The sequence below is a fragment of the Celeribacter baekdonensis genome, assembly GCF_003047105.1.
GTDB lineage: Bacteria > Pseudomonadota > Alphaproteobacteria > Rhodobacterales > Rhodobacteraceae > Celeribacter > Celeribacter baekdonensis_B.
Map to the genome: position 1 here is coordinate 407637 of NZ_CP028475.1, position 16293 is coordinate 423929.

Below are 16293 nucleotides of genomic sequence, written 5' to 3' on the forward strand. Positions count from 1 at the left end.
GGACGGAAAACGGCGCCGGAAAGGGCGCCGTTTGTCAGATAGCCATGTGCTGTGTTTTGGGGGGGCGGTGTTTTGGGCGGGTTAGGCCAAAACGCCCTCGGACGTCAGGGTCAGTTTGCCACCCAAGTAAGACGCAAGCACGTCGGGCAAGGTCACCGAGCCGTCGGCGTTTTGGCCGTTTTCCAGCACCGCAATCAAACAGCGCCCCACAGCCAAGCCTGAGCCATTGAGCGTATGCACGAACTCAGGTTTGCCGCCATCGGCGGGCTTGAACCGGGCGTTCATCCGCCGGGCCTGGAAATCGCCCGTGGTCGAAACCGAGGAGATTTCGCGATAGGTGTTTTGCCCCGGCAACCACGCCTCAATGTCATAGGTGCGGCGCGCGCCAAAGCCCATGTCGCCGGTGCACAGCGCGACCGTGCGGTAGGGCACGCCGAGCTTTTCAAGAATGCCCTCGGCACAGGCCAACATGCGTTTTTGTTCGGTATCAGACGCATCCGGGTGGGTGATCGAAACCATTTCGACCTTTTCAAACTGGTGCTGACGCAACATACCCGATGTGTCGCGGCCCGCCGACCCGGCCTCGGAGCGGAAGCACAGCGAATGCGCGGTCATGCGGATCGGCAAGGCGGCCTCGTCCAAAATATCATTCGCCACCGAATAGGTCAGCGGCACCTCAGAGGTCGGGATCAACCACCAGCCGTTGGTGGTCTGATAGCTGTCCTCACCGAATTTCGGCAACTTATCTGTGCCATACATCGCCTCATCTTTGACGATCACGGGGGTGTTGATCTCCGTCAGGCCGTTTTCGTCCACATGGGTGTCGAGCATGAACTGCGACAGTGCCCGGTGGATACGCGCCACGGCACCTTTGAGCACCACAAACCGCGCGCCGGAAATCTTGGCCCCGGTTTCAAAATCCATCGCTTTGGAGACACCCGTGATGTCGAAATGCTCTTTCGGATCAAAACCATAGCTGGGCACATCGCCCCAACGCTTGATCTCGACATTCTCGCTCTCATCCTTGCCGTCGGGCACGTCGGCGGCGGGCAGGTTGGGGATGCGGGCCAACATATCGGTGAGCTTGGCGTCCTCGTCCTTGGCCTCGTCCGTCAGGCGGGCGATCTCGGCCTTTTTCTCGGCCACAAGCGCGCGCAGGCGCTCAAATTCCGCCTCGTCGCCCTTGGCCTTGGCGGCACCCACAAGTTTGGAAGCCTTGTTCTGTTCCGCCTTGGCCTCCTCTGCCGCCGCAATCTTGGCGCGTCGATCCGCGTCGAGTGCCAGCACCTCGGACGACACCCCAGACAGCCCCCGCCGCGCCAAAGCAGCGTCAAAAGCGTCAGGATTTTCGCGAATGGCCTTGATGTCATGCATCGGAGTGGTCCTCAGAAGTGATTTGATCTTGGCTAGGCTTATGCCTCAGCGGGCAGGGGGGATCAACGGCGAGTTATTCGGGCGGTAACTTAGAGCGAGAAGGCAGTTTCACATATTGGGGGCGGATATGTTTGTCGTATATTTGAAAGAAGTACCAACCGTCCTTTTCCTCATTCGGCCACTCTGGCTTCTCAATACCTTCAGGCAATTTAACGGATCCATCCCCGTATGCTGAGGCAAGTAGTTTCTCGACTGAGTTATTTTTCGACAAATCCACGCGTCGAAGAATTACTTGGCGTGCATTAGCTACTGATAGGATTGTATGTTCGTCTATCTTCGTTTCTTGGAGCCATGTTGCATTCAAAATGGCCCCTGACAGGTTTGCGCCTTTTATGTTTGTTCGCAGAAGATCGGTGTGACTTAGGTTTGCACTTACAAGATGAGCACGCTCGAACACCGTGTCGGTCAACGTTGCCCCTTCAAATGACGTTCTCTTGAGGTTTGCTAACGTAAAGTCCAACCCACTTAAGTCCATTCCTTGCAAGTTGGTCCCGGAGAGGTCGGTCGCTAATTCTGCCGGTAATATCCCCGCCTTGTCTGACAGCTTTCCAAGCACCTGAACAGCAAACTCCATGTCCTTGCGCTGTAATTTGTGATCTACTTTTTCAAACTTGATTGGCTCATCTACAATTACTGCCCCATGCTTTGCAGGAAAAATTTGAGACATCTCTTTGAGATACACACACAACATTCGCGCAATCCGGGGGGCCATCACTGGCCGTTCAATCGCCAGGGCCTCCAACCGATCAATCGCACCATTGCGGCGGATGATGTCGTCTTTCCAAATGTCGACATATGTGCCGTCTTCCTGCTTTTCTGTCGTTTGATACCGCGCATGAAGGTCGGTGTTGGCGTCATTGAGTTTTTCATTGAACAACACATTGGCGGCATGGCGGGTTTGGGTGGCGGTGTGTTTGAGACGCAAAGCCGTAAAGGGCAGGGCGATCAAACCGCCCAGCACCGCTGTGAGCGCCGTTGCCTTGGTGAGCAGAAAGCGAAAGTCGCTCTCACCTGTCGGTGTTTCGGGCCGTACGGTACTCCATGCGATTTCGGCCAAGAGCGTCAAAAGTCCCGCCGCCAACACAGCACCAAGCGCGGCCCATAACAGGACAATCGCCAAGGCTACACCATGCGGCATGTCCTCTGCGCCAAATGTTTTTTTAATTCGGGCAATTGGATCATCGGGCACATGTTTCTGCACCTGCCCAAGCAAGACACCCACAACGATCACGCCTAAAATGATCCATGGAACCCATGGGGTGGACAGCATCTGGGGCAGGCGGGTCATAAAATCTGTCATGCAAAGGCTCTATGCAAATGGCAATGTCTTCCCCATATGAAACTCAAACCCTCTCTATGAAAAGCCCAAAGGACCAATCCCCGTGCCAGATACGCCCATGACAGCCAAAGCCATCCACTCCTGTATTCGCGTGTTGGACGAGGCGCGCTCGGTGGCGTTTTATCGGGCGGCGTTTGGGTTGACGGTGGCGGAGAAATTGGACTTCCCGGACTTCGCGCTGATCTACCTCTCAAACCCCGAGTCTGCCTTTGAGTTGGAACTGACCGTCAACAAATCCACCACGGAACCTTATGATCTTGGCAATGGCTATGGCCATTTTGCCGTTTCCGTGGCCGATCTGGCCGAAGACCACGCGCGGATGGACAAAGCCGGGCTGAACCCCGGCAAAATCGTCGATTTCGCGCCCGCAGGCACCCGTGTGGCCAAGTTCTTTTTCGTCACGGACCCGGATGGCTACAAAATCGAAGTGATCGAGCGCGGCGGGCGGTTTTTATAAGCCGTTTTATGCGCCATTTTATGCGTCGATGACAGGCGCGTGAAACGTGGCGGGCATTGCTTGCCAAGGTCCAAGGCCCGCTATAGGGTGCGCGGCGACTTTATGGGGTGGCGAGGGGCCGCTCTGACAGATGAATGACTGACAAAAGGACGACCAAATGTTCGTAACTCCTGCCTACGCTCAAGCTGCCGGTGGCGCTGCCGCAAACCCGATCATGCAATTCGCACCGCTGATTGCGATTTTTGCGATCATGTATTTCCTGATGATCCGCCCGCAGCAAAAGAAAGCCAAAGAGCATCGTGCGATGATCGAAGCTGTGCGTCGGGGCGACGAGGTGATCACCGCTGGCGGCCTGATGGGCAAAGTGGCGAAAGTGCGCGAAGACGGCACGCTTGAGGTCGAAATTGCCGAGGGCGTGAAAGTGCGCGTTCAAAAAGGCACGCTGGCCAACGTGGTGTCAAAAACCGAACCGGCCGCTTAAGCCACGCAAATATTCAAGGCCCGGGCAAACGCGCGGGCCTTTCCCTTTTCAGACCAAATCGCTCAGGCTCCCAATATGTTGCAACTCCCTCTTTGGAAACGGATCGTCATCTGGGGCCTTGTCGCCCTTGGCCTTTTGGGAGCGCTCCCAAACGCCTTTTACCCGCGGGTCGAAGGCCATAATGACGCTATCGTAGCGATTGAGAAATCGGGGGAGACGCCAGAACGCGCCGCCGCGCGTGACGCTTGGCCGTCGTTTTTGCCGTCCAATCTGGTCAATCTGGGTCTTGATTTGCGCGGCGGGGCGCATCTTTTGGGTGAGGTTGAAGTTGCCGAGGTCTACGGCGCGCGGATGGATGCGCTTTGGCCGGATGTGCGCGATGCGTTGCGCGATGAGCGCGCCACGGTGGGCACGATCCGCCGTATTGACGCGCCTGCGGGTCAACTCCGGGTGCGTATTTCCGAACCTTCCGGCATGGAAGCCGCACTCGCGAGCGTGCGCAAACTCGGCACGCCGGTGGTGTCGCTGACCTCTGCGGGGCAAAACGACATCGACGTGTCTGCGGTCAATGACGTGATCACCATTCAATTGTCTGAGGCCGAAAAAGCCGCCACCGATGACCGCACGCTGCAGCAGTCGCTTGAAATCATCCGCCGCCGTGTGGATGAGGTTGGCACTCGTGAACCGACGATCCAACGTCAGGGCGAAAACCGCATTCTCATTCAGGTGCCGGGCATCGGCTCCGCCGCCGAACTCAAAGCCCTGATCGGCACCACCGCGAAACTGACCTTTAACCCGGTCGTGGGGCGCACCACCAATCCTGATGAGGCCCCCGGCGCGCGCAATTTCATCGCGCCCTCTGTGAATGAACCGGGCATCTATTACATCCTCGAAAACACCGCTGTTGTGTCCGGCGACGAGTTGACCGACAGCCAGCCGGTGTTCGACCAAAACGGTCGTCCGGCGGTGTCTTTCCGGTTCAACCCGACAGGCGCGCGCAAATTTGGCGATTACACGGCGGCCAATGTCGGCGCTTTGTTCGCCATTGTGCTGGATAACGAAGTGATCTCCGCCCCGCGCATCCAAGACGCCATTCGCGGCGGTTCGGGTCAGATCACCGGCTCGTTTACGGTTGAGGAAAGCACCAATCTTTCGGTGTTGCTGCGCGCGGGCGCACTGCCGGCCAAGATCAACTTTTTGGAAGAACGCACCATCGGGCCGGAACTCGGCGCCGATAGTATCGCCGCCGGGCGCATCGCCACGGTCGTCGCCTTTGCCGCCGTGCTTTTGTTCATGGGCGTGTCCTATGGCCTGTTTGGCCTCTTCGCCAACCTCGCGTTGATCATCAACGTCGGGCTGTTGTTCGGCCTTCTCTCCGCCATTGGCGCGACATTGACCCTGCCGGGCATCGCCGGGATCGTGTTGACCGTCGGCATGGCGGTGGACGCCAACGTGTTGATTTTCGAACGTATTCGCGAGGAATTGAAAACCGCCAAAGGGGTGGGACGCGCGATTGAGCTTGGCTATGAAAAGGCGCTTTCGGCCATTATTGACGCCAACATCACCACCTTTATCACCGCCGCGATCCTGTTTGTCATGGGCTCCGGCCCGGTCAAAGGCTTTGCCGTGACGCTGGTTCTGGGTCTGATCACCTCGGTGTTCACCGCGATCTATGTGACCCGCGCCATGGTCGTGTGGTGGTACGGTCGCAAGAACCGCAAAGGCTGGACGCTCAAAGGCTTTCAACTTGTGCCGGGTGAAACCACCATCGACTTTTTCAAACGCGCCAAGGCGACCTTTGGTTTCTCGGCGGTGTTGGTCGCGGTCTCTGTTGCCGCCTTTTTGGCCATCGGCCTGAATTTCGGCATTGATTTCAAAGGCGGCACCACCATTCGGACCCAATCCGAAACCGCCGTTGATGTGGCCGAATATCGGACCGCCATGTCGACGCTGGGTCTGGGCGACATCTCTATCACCGAAGTGTTCGACCCGAATTTCGCCGAGAACCAACATGTCGCCATGGTCCGCATTCAGGCCCAGGACGAGGTTGAAGCGATCACGCCGGAAACCATTTCTGCCGTCGAATCCGCGCTTAAAACCGTTGATCCGACGATCACCTTCCCCTCGGTTGAATCCGTCGGACCGAAAGTGTCGGGCGAATTGATCTGGACCGCGGTCGAAGCCGTGGCCGCCGCCATCGTCGCCGTGTTGTTCTACATCTGGCTGCGGTTCGAATGGCAATTTGCGCTCGGCGCGGTCATCGCCTTGGTCCATGACGTCGCCATCACCATCGGGATTTTCGCGCTGTTGGGCATCCAATTCGACCTGACCATCATCGCCGCCCTTCTGACCATCGTGGGGTACTCCTTGAACGATACCGTGGTGGTGTTTGACCGGGTGCGGGAGAACCTGCGCAAGTATAAGAAACTCGAACTCGGGGGCGTGTTGAACCTGTCGATCAACGAAACCCTGTCGCGCACGATCATGACCTCGGGCACCACTTTGGTGGCGCTCATCGCGCTCTTGGTCTTGGGCGGCGATGTGATCCGGGGCTTCGTCTTTGCCATGACACTGGGCGTTGTGGTCGGGACATGGTCGTCGGTGTTCGTCGCCTCCAACATCCTGTTGTGGCTCGGCGTCAAACGCGACTGGGACAAGAAAGAGCCGACCCCGGGCATTCAAACCGATGGCAGCGCGGTGTGATCGCGTCGCTTTAGGGTGAGCGTTAAACCACGATAAAAAGGTCCGCCGCACGCGCGGGCCTTTTTGCCACAAAAAGGAGCCGTATCATGCACTTCAACGAAATGCCTTTTGAAGACGCGATCCCAGTGGAGGGCTACGGCCCCGGCATGTTCCGCATCGCCGGACAGGTGCATCAGGGGGCGGTGCTTTTGTGTGGGGCCAAGGTGGTGCCATGGGGCGGATATACTGATCGTGACAGCCTGTTGGAGCTGAAGGGCCAGATTGATTTCATCATCATCGGCACCGGGCCCGACATGACCCATTTGCCAAAAGAGTTTCGCGAGGTGTTTGAGGCGGCGGAGATCGGGCTTGAACCGATGGCCACCCCGACGGCGGCGCGCACCTACAATGTATTGGCCTCCGAGGGGCGTCGTGTCGCAGTGGCGCTTTTACCGGTTTGAGGCACGGCCAAGGCCGAGTAGGGTGGGCGGATGAAGTTGATTTCTGTGAAAAATCTGACGGTGGCGCGCGGCGGGATGCCAGTTCTTGAGGGGCTGAATTTCGACGTGTCCAAAGGTGAGATTTTGGTGCTGCGTGGCCCCAATGGCGCGGGCAAAACCACGTTGCTGCGCACGCTCGCCGGGTTGCAACCGCCCTATGCGGGTGACGTTGAGGCCGCGCCCGATGCGGTCGCCTATGCGGCCCATGCGGATGGGTTGAAAACGACGCTGACAGTGCGTGAAAATTTGATGTTTTGGGCCGGGGTTTATGGCGGTCACGATATTGAACCGGCGCTGCGCGATTTCAATTTGGACAGCTTGTCCGAGCGTCCGGCGGGCAATCTTTCCGCCGGGCAAAAGCGCCGTTTGGGTCTGGCCCGTTTGATGGTCACCCACCGCCCGGTCTGGGTCTTGGACGAACCCACCGTGTCGCTGGACCTGGCCTCGGTGGATCTGTTTGCCGCCGCCGTCAAAGCCCATGTCGCCTCTGGCGGCGCGGCCATCATCGCCACCCATATCCAACTGGGCTTTGAAGAAACCGTATTCGACGTCACCCCCTATAAAGCCCGCATGGACGTGGTGCGCGACGATTTTGATGAGGCGTTTCTATGATCCGGCTGTTTTGGCGCGACCTCACATTGGCGTTTCGATCGGGCGGCGGATTTGGCTTGGGCCTTGGGTTTTTCCTAATTTTGGTGACGTTGGTGCCCTTTGGCGTGGGGCCAAATTCCGAACGCCTGATGGCGATTGCGCCGGGCATCCTTTGGGTTGGGGCCTTGCTCGCCTGCCTTCTCTCGCTCGACCGGATTTTTGCGTTGGATTTTGAGGACGGATCGCTTGATTTGCTGGCCACTGCGCCGATCCCGCTTGAAGGCGTGGTCGCGGTCAAAGCGCTGGCGCATTGGATCACCACCGGCCTGCCTTTGGTCCTTGCGGCCCCCGCATTGGGGTTTTTGTTGCATCTGGACTCTGCGGCCTACCGTTGGCTTATCGTCACGCTGCTGATTGGCACGCCCGCATTGTCATTCATAGGGACATTTGGTGCGGCGCTGACCGTGGGGCTCAAACGCGGTGGGTTGTTGATGAGTCTTTTGGTCCTGCCGCTTTACATCCCGACCCTGATCTTTGGCGCCGAAGTGATACGCCGGGGGCGGGCGGGTTTTTGGTGGCGACACCTTTGGCGATGCAGGCCGGGATCACCGCCGGATCGGTGGCTTTGCTGCCCTTTGCCGCCGCCGCCGCCATTCGGGTCGCTTTAAGGTGAGTTGAGATAGCGCGCCAAAGCCCCTAAGGTGACGCGCGATCAAGGGAGATGAGGATCAATGGCATCCATATGGGAATGGGCAAACCCGCGAAAATTCATGGCGTGGACGGACCGGGCGTTGCCGCTTTTGTCGGTCCTCTCGGCCTGTCTTTTTGGGGCTGGTTTGGTGTGGGGCTTTTTCTTTACCCCCGATGACTATCGCCAAGGCGCGACGGTCAAAATCTTTTACCTCCACGTGCCAAGCGCGATGATGGCGATCAACATCTGGGGGATGATGTTGGTGACTTCTCTGATTTGGATTGTGCGCCGCCACCATGTCTCTGCCTTGGCCGCAAAATCTGCGGCCGCGATTGGCATGACGATGACGCTGATCGCGCTCATCACCGGGGCGATTTGGGGCAAGCCGATGTGGGGGACATATTGGGAATGGGACCCGCGTCTGACCTCGTTTCTCATCCTTTTGCTGTTTTATATCGGCTACATGGCATTGTGGGAGGCGGTTGAAAATCCCGATACCGCCGCCGATCTGACCTCGGTGCTATGCCTCGTCGGTTCGGTCTTTGCCCTCTTGTCGCGCTATGCGGTGAATTTCTGGAACCAGGGCTTGCACCAAGGCGCGTCGCTGTCACTTGATGCGCAGGAAAACGTTGCCGATGTTTATTGGTATCCGGCCTTGGTCGCCATTGCCGGGTTTATGCTTCTGTTTGTTACGCTTGTGTTGTTGCGCACCCGGACCGAAATCCGCGCACGGCGTTTGCACGCGTTGGAGATGCGCGAAAGGGTTCAGGGCCAATGATGCCAGATTTAGGAAAATATGCGGGCGATGTTTTGGCCGCTTACGGGATCACAATTTTGCTTTTGGCGGGACTGATTTGGCGCTCTTTGGCGCGATCCGTTAAAATGAAACGCTTGTTGAAACAGGCAGAGGAGCGTCGCACAAATGGCTAAGATCAATCCGCTTGTGGCGCTGCCGCCCTTGGTGTTTGCCGGTTTGGCGGGGCTTTTTATCTTTGGCATGGGGCGCGAAGATGCGCAGCAATTGCCAAGCTCGCAATTGGGCCGCGATACGCCGTCCATCGCCTCGGTCACGCCTTTGGGTGATCTGCCGCCGCTGTCAGATGAGATGTTGGACCTGCCCGGCGTCAAATTGGTCAATTACTGGGCCTCTTGGTGTGCGCCTTGCCGCGCCGAACACCCGCAACTCAAGATGCTGCAAGAGGCGGGCGTGACGATCTACGGCATCAATTACAAAGACGAAGCGCTGAAAGCCCTGGGCTTTCTCGATGATCTCGGCAATCCCTACACGGCGATTGGCGCGGATGAGCCGGGACGCACCGCGCTTGAATGGGGCGTCTATGGCGTACCTGAAACCTATGTCGTTGATGGAAATGGTAAAATTACCTACCGCTTTGCAGGGCCGATCACGGTTGAGATCATGGAAAAATACATCAAACCCGAGATTGCGAAGGCGGCGGATGAGGCAAACTGAGGTTTGTGCGCTCTGCAAACAAAGTTCAAGACGCTATAGACGCAAAGAAAAACCCGCCAATCTCTGGCGGGTTTTGCAATTTTATAGGGGCGTGATCAGCAAAGTGCCGCATCCAAATCCGCGATCAGGTCATTTGCATCCTCAATCCCGATCGAGAGGCGCAAGACATTCGGGCCTGCGCCCGCTTTGATCAATTCTGCCTCGGTCAACTGGCTGTGGGTGGTGGAGGCCGGGTGAATGACCAGAGAGCGGGTGTCGCCCAGATTGGCCACATGCGAGAACAAGTCGAGCTTTGCCACCGTATCGACACAGGCCTGATAGCCGCCTTTGAGCGCCACGGTGAACAATGCGCCCGCGCCGCGCGGACAAATCCGGGTTTGCAACTCGTAATAGGGCGAGGAGGGCAGGCCAGCGTAGGTCACCGCCTCAATCCGATCATCACCTTCCAACCAGCTTGCAATCTCACGCGCGTTTTGGACGTGTTTTTGCATCCGCAGGCTCAGGGTTTCGATCCCCATCAGCGTATAATGCGCCGCTTGCGGGTTCATCGTCATGCCAAGATCGCGCAAGCCAATGGCGATAGAGTGGAACGTAAAGGCCGCAGGGCCAAATGTATCCACGAAATCAAGGCCATGATAGGCGGGCTCTGGTTCGGACAGGGACGGGAATTTGCCCGAGGCGGCCCAGTCAAACGTGCCGCTGTCGACCACACAACCGCCGGTCACTGTGCCATTGCCGGTGAGGTATTTCGTGGTCGAATGCACCACCAGCGTCGCGCCGTGTTTGATCGGGTTGCACAGGTAAGGCGTGGCCGTTGTGTTGTCGACGATCAACGGCAGGCCCGCCGTTTTGGCAATCGCGCCAAGCGCGTCCAGATCGGAGATCACGCCGCCGGGGTTGGCGATGGTTTCACAGAAAATCGCACGGGTGTTGTCGTCAATCGCATCGCGCACGGCGTCGAAATCGTCGAAATCGACGAATTTCGCCGACCAACCAAAGCGTTTGAAGGTTTGGGAAAACTGCGTCAGCGTGCCGCCGTAGAGCTTGGTCGAGGCGACAACATTGCAGCCCGGCATCATCAGCGGAAACAGTGCCATGATTTGGGCGGCGTGACCGGATGAACAGGTCACAGCGCCTGCGCCACCTTCAAGCGCGCAAATCCGGTTGGCCAGCGCCATCACCGTCGGGTTGGTCAGGCGCGAATAGATGTAGCCGACCTCTTCAAGGTTAAACAGGCGCGCCGCATGGGCCGCGTCTTTGAAGACATAGGATGTGGTTTGATAGATCGGCACTTGGCGCGCGCCGGTGGTGGGGTCTGGTTCGGTGCCTGCGTGAACTTGCAGCGTGTCAAAGCCCAATTTGCGGTCTGTCATGATGGTCCTCCCATTCGCGATTTGGGCGACCCTACCATGTGTTTAGGCGGTTTCAAGCATCGACGTTCTCAAGATGATTATGAAGAATGCGTAAATTGCCCGGCTCACCACCAGCCGGAGGGATGAGGGGGCTGGTGGTGAGCCGGGTCGCGAGAACATCGGAAGATCAGGCCCCGAAAGAGATCAGGGCCGGTGCAAAAGGCGCTATCGCGCCAAAATCATCACGGCAAAGAAAGGGACCAGCAACAAAATTTCGCCAATGGGCAGCGGGATATGAGAGAGAATATGTTTCATGAGCTTAGATTTAGGGGCGAAAGGTTAATGTGTGATAACCGTGAACAGATGTGGAACGGAAACAATCGGTTTCCTGATTTGTTCATATTGCCACCTCCGTTATCCTGTCCCATTCTATGGTTCACTTCAGGTTGAAAAGGCGTGTCATGACAACGATTTACCACAATCCCCGCTGTTCAAAATCCCGTGAAACCTTGGCGCTTTTACAGGCCGAAGGGATCACGCCCGAGGTGGTGCTTTACCTCGACACCCCAGTGTCACGCGCCAAATTGGCCGAGCTTGTTACTCGTTCTGGCCTGTCTGCGGCGGCGTTTTTACGTGCCAAAGAGGCGGAGGCCAAGCAGAGGGGTGTGAGTGCGGCGTCAGACCCAGAGGCGATTTTGGACGCCATTGCGGCCCATCCGCGTCTGATGGAGCGGCCGATTGTCGAGACAGCCAAAGGTGTGGCGTTGGGGCGGCCGCCAGAGGCGGTCAAAGCGGTGTTGTAACGCCTACATCTTGCCGTTCGTCGCGATCTTGTGCCCGTCATCACGCACCGGGGCACTCACAGGCCGGGTTTTCAATTCGGCAATATAGTCGCGCAAAAGTTGCACCCGGTGGGGGCGAAAACTTTGGTCCAAAAGCGTGAAACTGGTGATCGAATTGACGATAAATTGCCGAAACGCGCCTCTGAGCTGGCAGGAGGCCAAAAGCATCAACTCGCGGTCCAGATAGACAATGGCCAAAGGCCAGATCACGCGGTCGCTCATCTGACCCGCGCGGTCGCGATAGGTGATTTGGATCGCGCGCTCTTGCCAACAGGCCTCGCGCAGATCGGACATATCGACGGAGGGCGCCGCGGGCGTTTGATAGCGATGCACAAGGCCCACGGCATGATGGATGTGACGTTGTTTGTCCTCGGGCAGGGTGGCGGTGATTTTGGCCAGTGCATCGCGCGCGGCCTGCGCCAGTGCCGGATCGCCACGATGTTGCACTTCTGAGAGGCCCAAGACCAGCGCTTCAATCTCCAACTGACTTAATGTCTGGGGCGGCAAGGCGAAGTCCTTGGACAGGGTATACCCCAGCCCCGCTTCGCCCTCGATCCGCGCGCCCGCCAAACGCAGGCTCTCAATGTCGCGGTACAGCGTGCGTTCAGAGACGCCCAGCTCCTCTGCCATCCGGGCCGCCGTAACCGGGGCGGGCAGGCAGCGAAACAGGTGCATGACACGAAACAGACGGTCAGATTTGCTCATAGGCTGTCCTTTTTCCTCATCCCCATCCTCGCACAGTCCTACTGACGGAAACTGACAGGAGTATGGTGCCAGAGTGAGCCTCATTCGCAAAGCAAAAAGGACATGCCATGCTGACGCTCTATCACGCCCCCAATTCGCGTTCGACGCGGATCATCACCCTGTTGATGGCCCTTGATGTCATGGATCAGGTGGAGATCCGTCTCACCGACATCCCGCGTCGGGACGGGTCGGGCAGGCGTGATCCGAACAATCCCCATCCCGAAGGCAAAGTGCCGTTTTTGGTCACCGAAGACGGCGAGACATTGCGTGAAAGCAATGCGATCATGCTTTACCTCTGTGATCGCTTCCCCTCTGATATTGCCCCAACAGTTGGCGCACCGGGGCGGGCGACGATGCTGTCCCTGATGGCATGGTACGGCAATGTGTTGGAGCCTGTTTTTGTGCTCAATGCGGTCGGGATCAACCATCCGGCGTTGGCCTCAACCTTTCGCGGCTTGCCAGAGGCACTCACAGCGCTGGCGGCGGATCTTGAGGGGCGCGATTACCTTTTGGGGGCAACGTATAGCGTGGCCGATCTGCTTTTGGCTTCGGCGTTTTTGTGGCTCCCTGAGGCTGTGCCGGATGTGCCGGTGATCAAGGACTGGGTGGCGCGTTGTGTGGCCCAACCCGTCATCGCACAAACCGCAGAATACGAGGTAAAGGCACAAAAAACGCTCGCTGATCGGGCCTAAGTCATTGCAAGCGCCGGGGGGTGCCTTCGGCGCGTTGCCAATCCGCGCGCAGTCTGTTTGTTTGGGCCGAACCGATTGAGAGGCCCGATGCAGTTTGATTTCACCACACTTCCCGCCCGCGACCGTTACCGCCTCTTGACCAATTTCGTTGGGCCCCGGCCCATCGCCTTGGTCACGACGCGCAACCCGGATGGCAGCAACAACGCCGCCCCGATGTCGTTTTTCAACGTCATGTCTTCTGACCCGGCGCTTTTGGTGTTGGGCATTGCCTCCAAACCGGACCAAGAAAAAGACACCGCCACCAATATTCGTCGAAATGGCACCTGCGCCATTCATATGGTCGATATGGATTTGGCGGACACGATGTTGATCGCCGGGCTGTCGGTGCCCAATGGGGTGGATGAGCTGTCCTTGGCTGGGGTGGAAACCTCTGAGTGTGAGGTGATTGATGCGCCGCGAATTGCAGGGGCCGCCTGTGTGTTCGAATGTCGTGTGGAGCGGATTTTGGACTGGCCGAACCGGGTTTTGGTCATCCTTGAGGTGGTGCGGATGCATGTGCGCCCGGATTGTTTGGACGATGAGGGGCGTTATGTGAACCCCGAGACCTATCAACCGATCGCGCGGCTGCATGGCGATGCTTACATCACCTCGGATCGGCAATTTGAACTGACCGCCCCGGCGTTGGAGAGCGTGTTCAAACCCTGATCTGGCTGGACTCATCCATGATCTGATCTGGCCTCTTTCTGCGGCCTCGTTTCCGGCGCAATCTGTCGTCTATGGAACAGATTCTACAGACAAAACTGAGCTTTGCTCCTTGGGCCGATCCACGCACCCGGCGGTTGCCGGGGGTGGTGCCCTTTGAGCTTGAGGATTGGCTTGAGGTCGATACGGCCTACGGTGCGCAAATGGCGCTGCGCGATCATTTGATTGCGACCCAACCCGATGAGGTCATGGGGCTGGATGTGAGCGCCCGGCCAGCCGCCGAGGAATTATATGACATGGCTTTGGCGCTTTTGCCGAGGCTGGGGTTTGCGATCACGCAAGATGCGGTGACCCGGCCTGATGGCGTCATTGTGACGCTGGATCGGGACGCGCCGATCAAAACCCTCGCGCGGCTGATGCAAAATGATTTCTGTCTGATGCAACCGGACCCGACCGGCGCGAGCCCGGAAAGTGTGCTGACGGGGGGCGCGCTGTGTTTCCCCTCGGGCTGGCGTCTGCCGGAGAAATTCATGAAGCCGATGTTGCGCATTCACCAACCGATTGCGGCCTATACGCCGGAATTGGCACTGCGAGTGCAGCGGCTTTTGGACGGGGTGCCGCCGGGACGGGGCCTCATGCGCGGCACCGCCTCGCGCTCGGATGCGCCTCTGAGTGATCCGCGTTCTGAGGGCGACTTGCGCCATGGATCACAGCAGTCGCGCTATATTCGGGTGGAGCGCCAAAGCCTTGTGCGCCTGCCGAACACGCGGGCGGTTGTGTTCACGATCCATACACAAGTGGTACGGCCTGAGGCGCTGAGCCCGGATCAAGCCAAGGCACTGGCCGAGTTTCCCATTCGTCTGGCGGATTGAGGCCAGACGTCTGACAGAACGGGGGCCTGATAGCACGAATCCTGACATATTATGTCAGGAGTGATGGGGGAAGATGTCTCAACAAGGAGGCAGATCATGCGCAAATACTGGATTGGTGTCGCCGCTGGTGCCCATGTGGCGAAAGGGGTGGCGGAAGGCTTTGCCCAACTCGGCCATGGCAAACACACGCCGGTGCAACGGCTCTCTCTTGGCGATTGGATCGCCTATTACGCGCCGCGTGAGGGCATGGGCGAGGGCGCACCCGTGCAAGCGTTCGTGGCCATTGGTGAAGTAACAAGCCCGGTCTATACCGCGCAACAAGCCCCCGGCTTTTGCCCCTATCGCCGCGATGTCGCCTATGTTGCAACGGCCAGACCAGCCCCCATTCGTCCGCTTCTACCACGCCTTAAATTTATCCCGGATCAAACCCATTGGGGCATGCCGTTTCGACGGGGCGCCTTTGCGGTGTCACGCGATGATTTTGCGGTGATTGCAGGCGCGATGGGGGTGTCGGTGCCCGCGGAGGTTGGGCTGATTTGAAAGGGGACGGTCCAGATCACCACGCTCGCGCCTTTTCAAGGAACTCTTGCAGCAGCTCCGCCTGTATCAGCCCAGCAGAACTGGCTCTGGCGTAGGCGTCCGTGGCATAGGCAATCGCGCCCTCTTGATCTCCTGAAATCGCAATGGCCCAAGCCATCTCATACATGAGGGGCACCGAGCTTGGGTAAAGGGTGAGACCTTCTTGTGCAATGCGGCGCGCATCTTTGCCGCGTTTGGCGAGATTATAGACATAGGTCAGCGTGTAGAGCACTGCATTCGAGGTCGGTTCAATTTGATAGGCGCGTTCACAATAGGTCACCGCCAAATCAATCTCTTGGCGGGTGATAAGGACGTCGCAAAAGTCGCGCGCGTGGTATGCGCTTTGGGTCTGTGCGATCAAGGCATCCATGGTTTTGCGGTGCTCATCCCAAAGCTGGGCTGCCCCAAACCGATTCGCCACATCTTCGAGCATGTGCTCCTTTGCCCCTGTCCGTGCAGCCTCCGCGTCGTGGCGCATGTTCTGAGGTCTGTGCAACCTGTGGTAGGCAATGGCGCGCTGCGTATAAAAGAGGGGCCAAGCGGCCTCAAGCACCCTGTCATTCAAGACAAGGCTACAGCTTTTCACCACCCTTTGCGGGCGTGTCAGAGGATTTTGTTGGGTGCAGGCTTCGGCCTCCTCGGTCCAAATCTCTAAAAGACTATTGGGGCCCTCGTATTGGATAAGTGGGTCGCCATAGGGAGAGAGGTCTTCGCTGACTTGGATCAGATTGCTGTTGGACGCCATAGCCGGTTGCGAGAGAGCGAGAAGAAGGGCGAGGGGAAGACTGGAGAGCATGAAATCGACTTTGAGAAAAAGAGTTGCTCGGATGAGCGTAGCGCGATTTTGCCTCTTTGCCAAACAAA

At 58.0% G+C, this 16293-nt stretch carries 18 protein-coding genes and 1 pseudogene; 14 read left to right on the plus strand and 5 right to left on the minus strand.

Annotation, left to right across the window (positions count from 1 at the left end; translation table 11 throughout):
- Positions 1-81: 81 nt before the first annotated feature.
- Together serS and DA792_RS05385 are read right to left on the minus strand one after the other, a co-directional pair.
- Positions 82-1374 carry a serine--tRNA ligase gene (serS, locus tag DA792_RS05380; protein WP_107718771.1) on the minus strand — a complete coding sequence of 431 codons (1293 nt, stop codon included), beginning with the start codon at positions 1372-1374 and terminating at the stop codon, positions 82-84.
- Between the two features lie 73 nt (positions 1375-1447).
- Entirely contained in the window at positions 1448-2734 is a 1287-nt protein-coding gene (locus tag DA792_RS05385) for a pentapeptide repeat-containing protein (RefSeq protein ID WP_107718774.1), read from the minus strand.
- A gap of 97 nt (positions 2735-2831) precedes the next feature.
- On the opposite strand from DA792_RS05385, the gene DA792_RS05390 reads away from it, so the two are divergent.
- From DA792_RS05390 to DA792_RS05430, 9 genes and pseudogenes are all read left to right on the plus strand, one after another.
- A complete protein-coding gene (locus DA792_RS05390) occupies positions 2832-3230 on the plus strand; it encodes a VOC family protein (protein ID WP_107718775.1) in 399 nt (132 codons plus the stop codon).
- Positions 3231-3387: 157 nt separating this feature from the next.
- A complete protein-coding gene (gene yajC / locus DA792_RS05395; RefSeq protein WP_009571455.1) occupies positions 3388-3711 on the plus strand; it encodes a preprotein translocase subunit YajC in 324 nt (107 codons plus the stop codon).
- Between the two features lie 75 nt (positions 3712-3786).
- Positions 3787-6414, plus strand: coding sequence for a protein translocase subunit SecD (gene secD, locus DA792_RS05400; protein WP_107718777.1), 2628 nt, complete (start codon positions 3787-3789; stop codon positions 6412-6414).
- A gap of 86 nt (positions 6415-6500) precedes the next feature.
- A complete protein-coding gene (locus tag DA792_RS05405) occupies positions 6501-6854 on the plus strand; it encodes an Mth938-like domain-containing protein (protein WP_107718779.1) in 354 nt (117 codons plus the stop codon).
- A 30-nt stretch (positions 6855-6884) separates the two neighbouring features.
- The gene (gene ccmA / locus DA792_RS05410) at positions 6885-7505 is read left to right on the plus strand and encodes a heme ABC exporter ATP-binding protein CcmA (protein WP_107718780.1); all 621 of its coding nucleotides are present in this window, start codon (positions 6885-6887) and stop codon (positions 7503-7505) included.
- A pseudogene (gene ccmB / locus DA792_RS05415) lies at positions 7502-8157 on the plus strand (heme exporter protein CcmB). Before ccmA ends, ccmB begins: the two are co-directional and overlap by 4 nt.
- A gap of 58 nt (positions 8158-8215) precedes the next feature.
- Positions 8216-8953 carry a heme ABC transporter permease gene (locus DA792_RS05420; protein ID WP_107718782.1) on the plus strand — a complete coding sequence of 246 codons (738 nt, stop codon included), beginning with the start codon at positions 8216-8218 and terminating at the stop codon, positions 8951-8953.
- Complete coding sequence (gene ccmD / locus DA792_RS05425) at positions 8950-9105, plus strand: heme exporter protein CcmD (RefSeq protein ID WP_199908119.1); 156 nt, start codon at positions 8950-8952, stop codon at positions 9103-9105. The genes DA792_RS05420 and ccmD overlap by 4 nt, the downstream gene beginning before the upstream one ends.
- Entirely contained in the window at positions 9098-9646 is a 549-nt protein-coding gene (locus tag DA792_RS05430) for a DsbE family thiol:disulfide interchange protein (protein ID WP_107718784.1), read from the plus strand. The genes ccmD and DA792_RS05430 overlap by 8 nt, the downstream gene beginning before the upstream one ends.
- A gap of 95 nt (positions 9647-9741) precedes the next feature.
- On the opposite strand, the gene DA792_RS05435 is transcribed toward DA792_RS05430, so the two are convergent.
- Positions 9742-11022 carry an O-acetylhomoserine aminocarboxypropyltransferase/cysteine synthase family protein gene (locus DA792_RS05435; protein ID WP_107718786.1) on the minus strand — a complete coding sequence of 427 codons (1281 nt, stop codon included), beginning with the start codon at positions 11020-11022 and terminating at the stop codon, positions 9742-9744.
- Between the two features lie 437 nt (positions 11023-11459).
- On the opposite strand from DA792_RS05435, the gene arsC reads away from it, so the two are divergent.
- Positions 11460-11801 (plus strand): arsenate reductase (glutaredoxin), encoded by a 342-nt coding sequence (gene arsC, locus DA792_RS05440; RefSeq protein WP_107718788.1) that lies wholly within the window; start codon positions 11460-11462, stop codon positions 11799-11801.
- Between the two features lie 3 nt (positions 11802-11804).
- Here arsC and DA792_RS05445 read toward each other — a convergent pair whose 3' ends face one another.
- Complete coding sequence (locus DA792_RS05445; protein WP_107718790.1) at positions 11805-12545, minus strand: helix-turn-helix transcriptional regulator; 741 nt, start codon at positions 12543-12545, stop codon at positions 11805-11807.
- A 107-nt stretch (positions 12546-12652) separates the two neighbouring features.
- Here DA792_RS05445 and DA792_RS05450 point away from each other — a divergent pair, with 107 nt between their 5' ends.
- From DA792_RS05450 to DA792_RS05465, 4 genes are all read left to right on the plus strand, one after another.
- Positions 12653-13276, plus strand: coding sequence for a glutathione S-transferase family protein (locus DA792_RS05450; RefSeq protein WP_107718792.1), 624 nt, complete (start codon positions 12653-12655; stop codon positions 13274-13276).
- 87 nt (positions 13277-13363) lie between these two features.
- The gene (locus tag DA792_RS05455; protein ID WP_107718794.1) at positions 13364-13981 is read left to right on the plus strand and encodes a flavin reductase family protein; all 618 of its coding nucleotides are present in this window, start codon (positions 13364-13366) and stop codon (positions 13979-13981) included.
- Positions 13982-14052: 71 nt separating this feature from the next.
- Complete coding sequence (locus DA792_RS05460) at positions 14053-14850, plus strand: heme-dependent oxidative N-demethylase family protein (protein WP_107718796.1); 798 nt, start codon at positions 14053-14055, stop codon at positions 14848-14850.
- A gap of 96 nt (positions 14851-14946) precedes the next feature.
- On the plus strand, positions 14947-15390 hold the full coding sequence (locus tag DA792_RS05465) for an EVE domain-containing protein (protein WP_107718798.1): 444 nt from the start codon (positions 14947-14949) through the stop codon (positions 15388-15390).
- A gap of 16 nt (positions 15391-15406) precedes the next feature.
- On the opposite strand, the gene DA792_RS22170 is transcribed toward DA792_RS05465, so the two are convergent.
- Complete coding sequence (locus DA792_RS22170) at positions 15407-16225, minus strand: hypothetical protein (protein ID WP_159075174.1); 819 nt, start codon at positions 16223-16225, stop codon at positions 15407-15409.
- Positions 16226-16293: the final 68 nt, after the last annotated feature.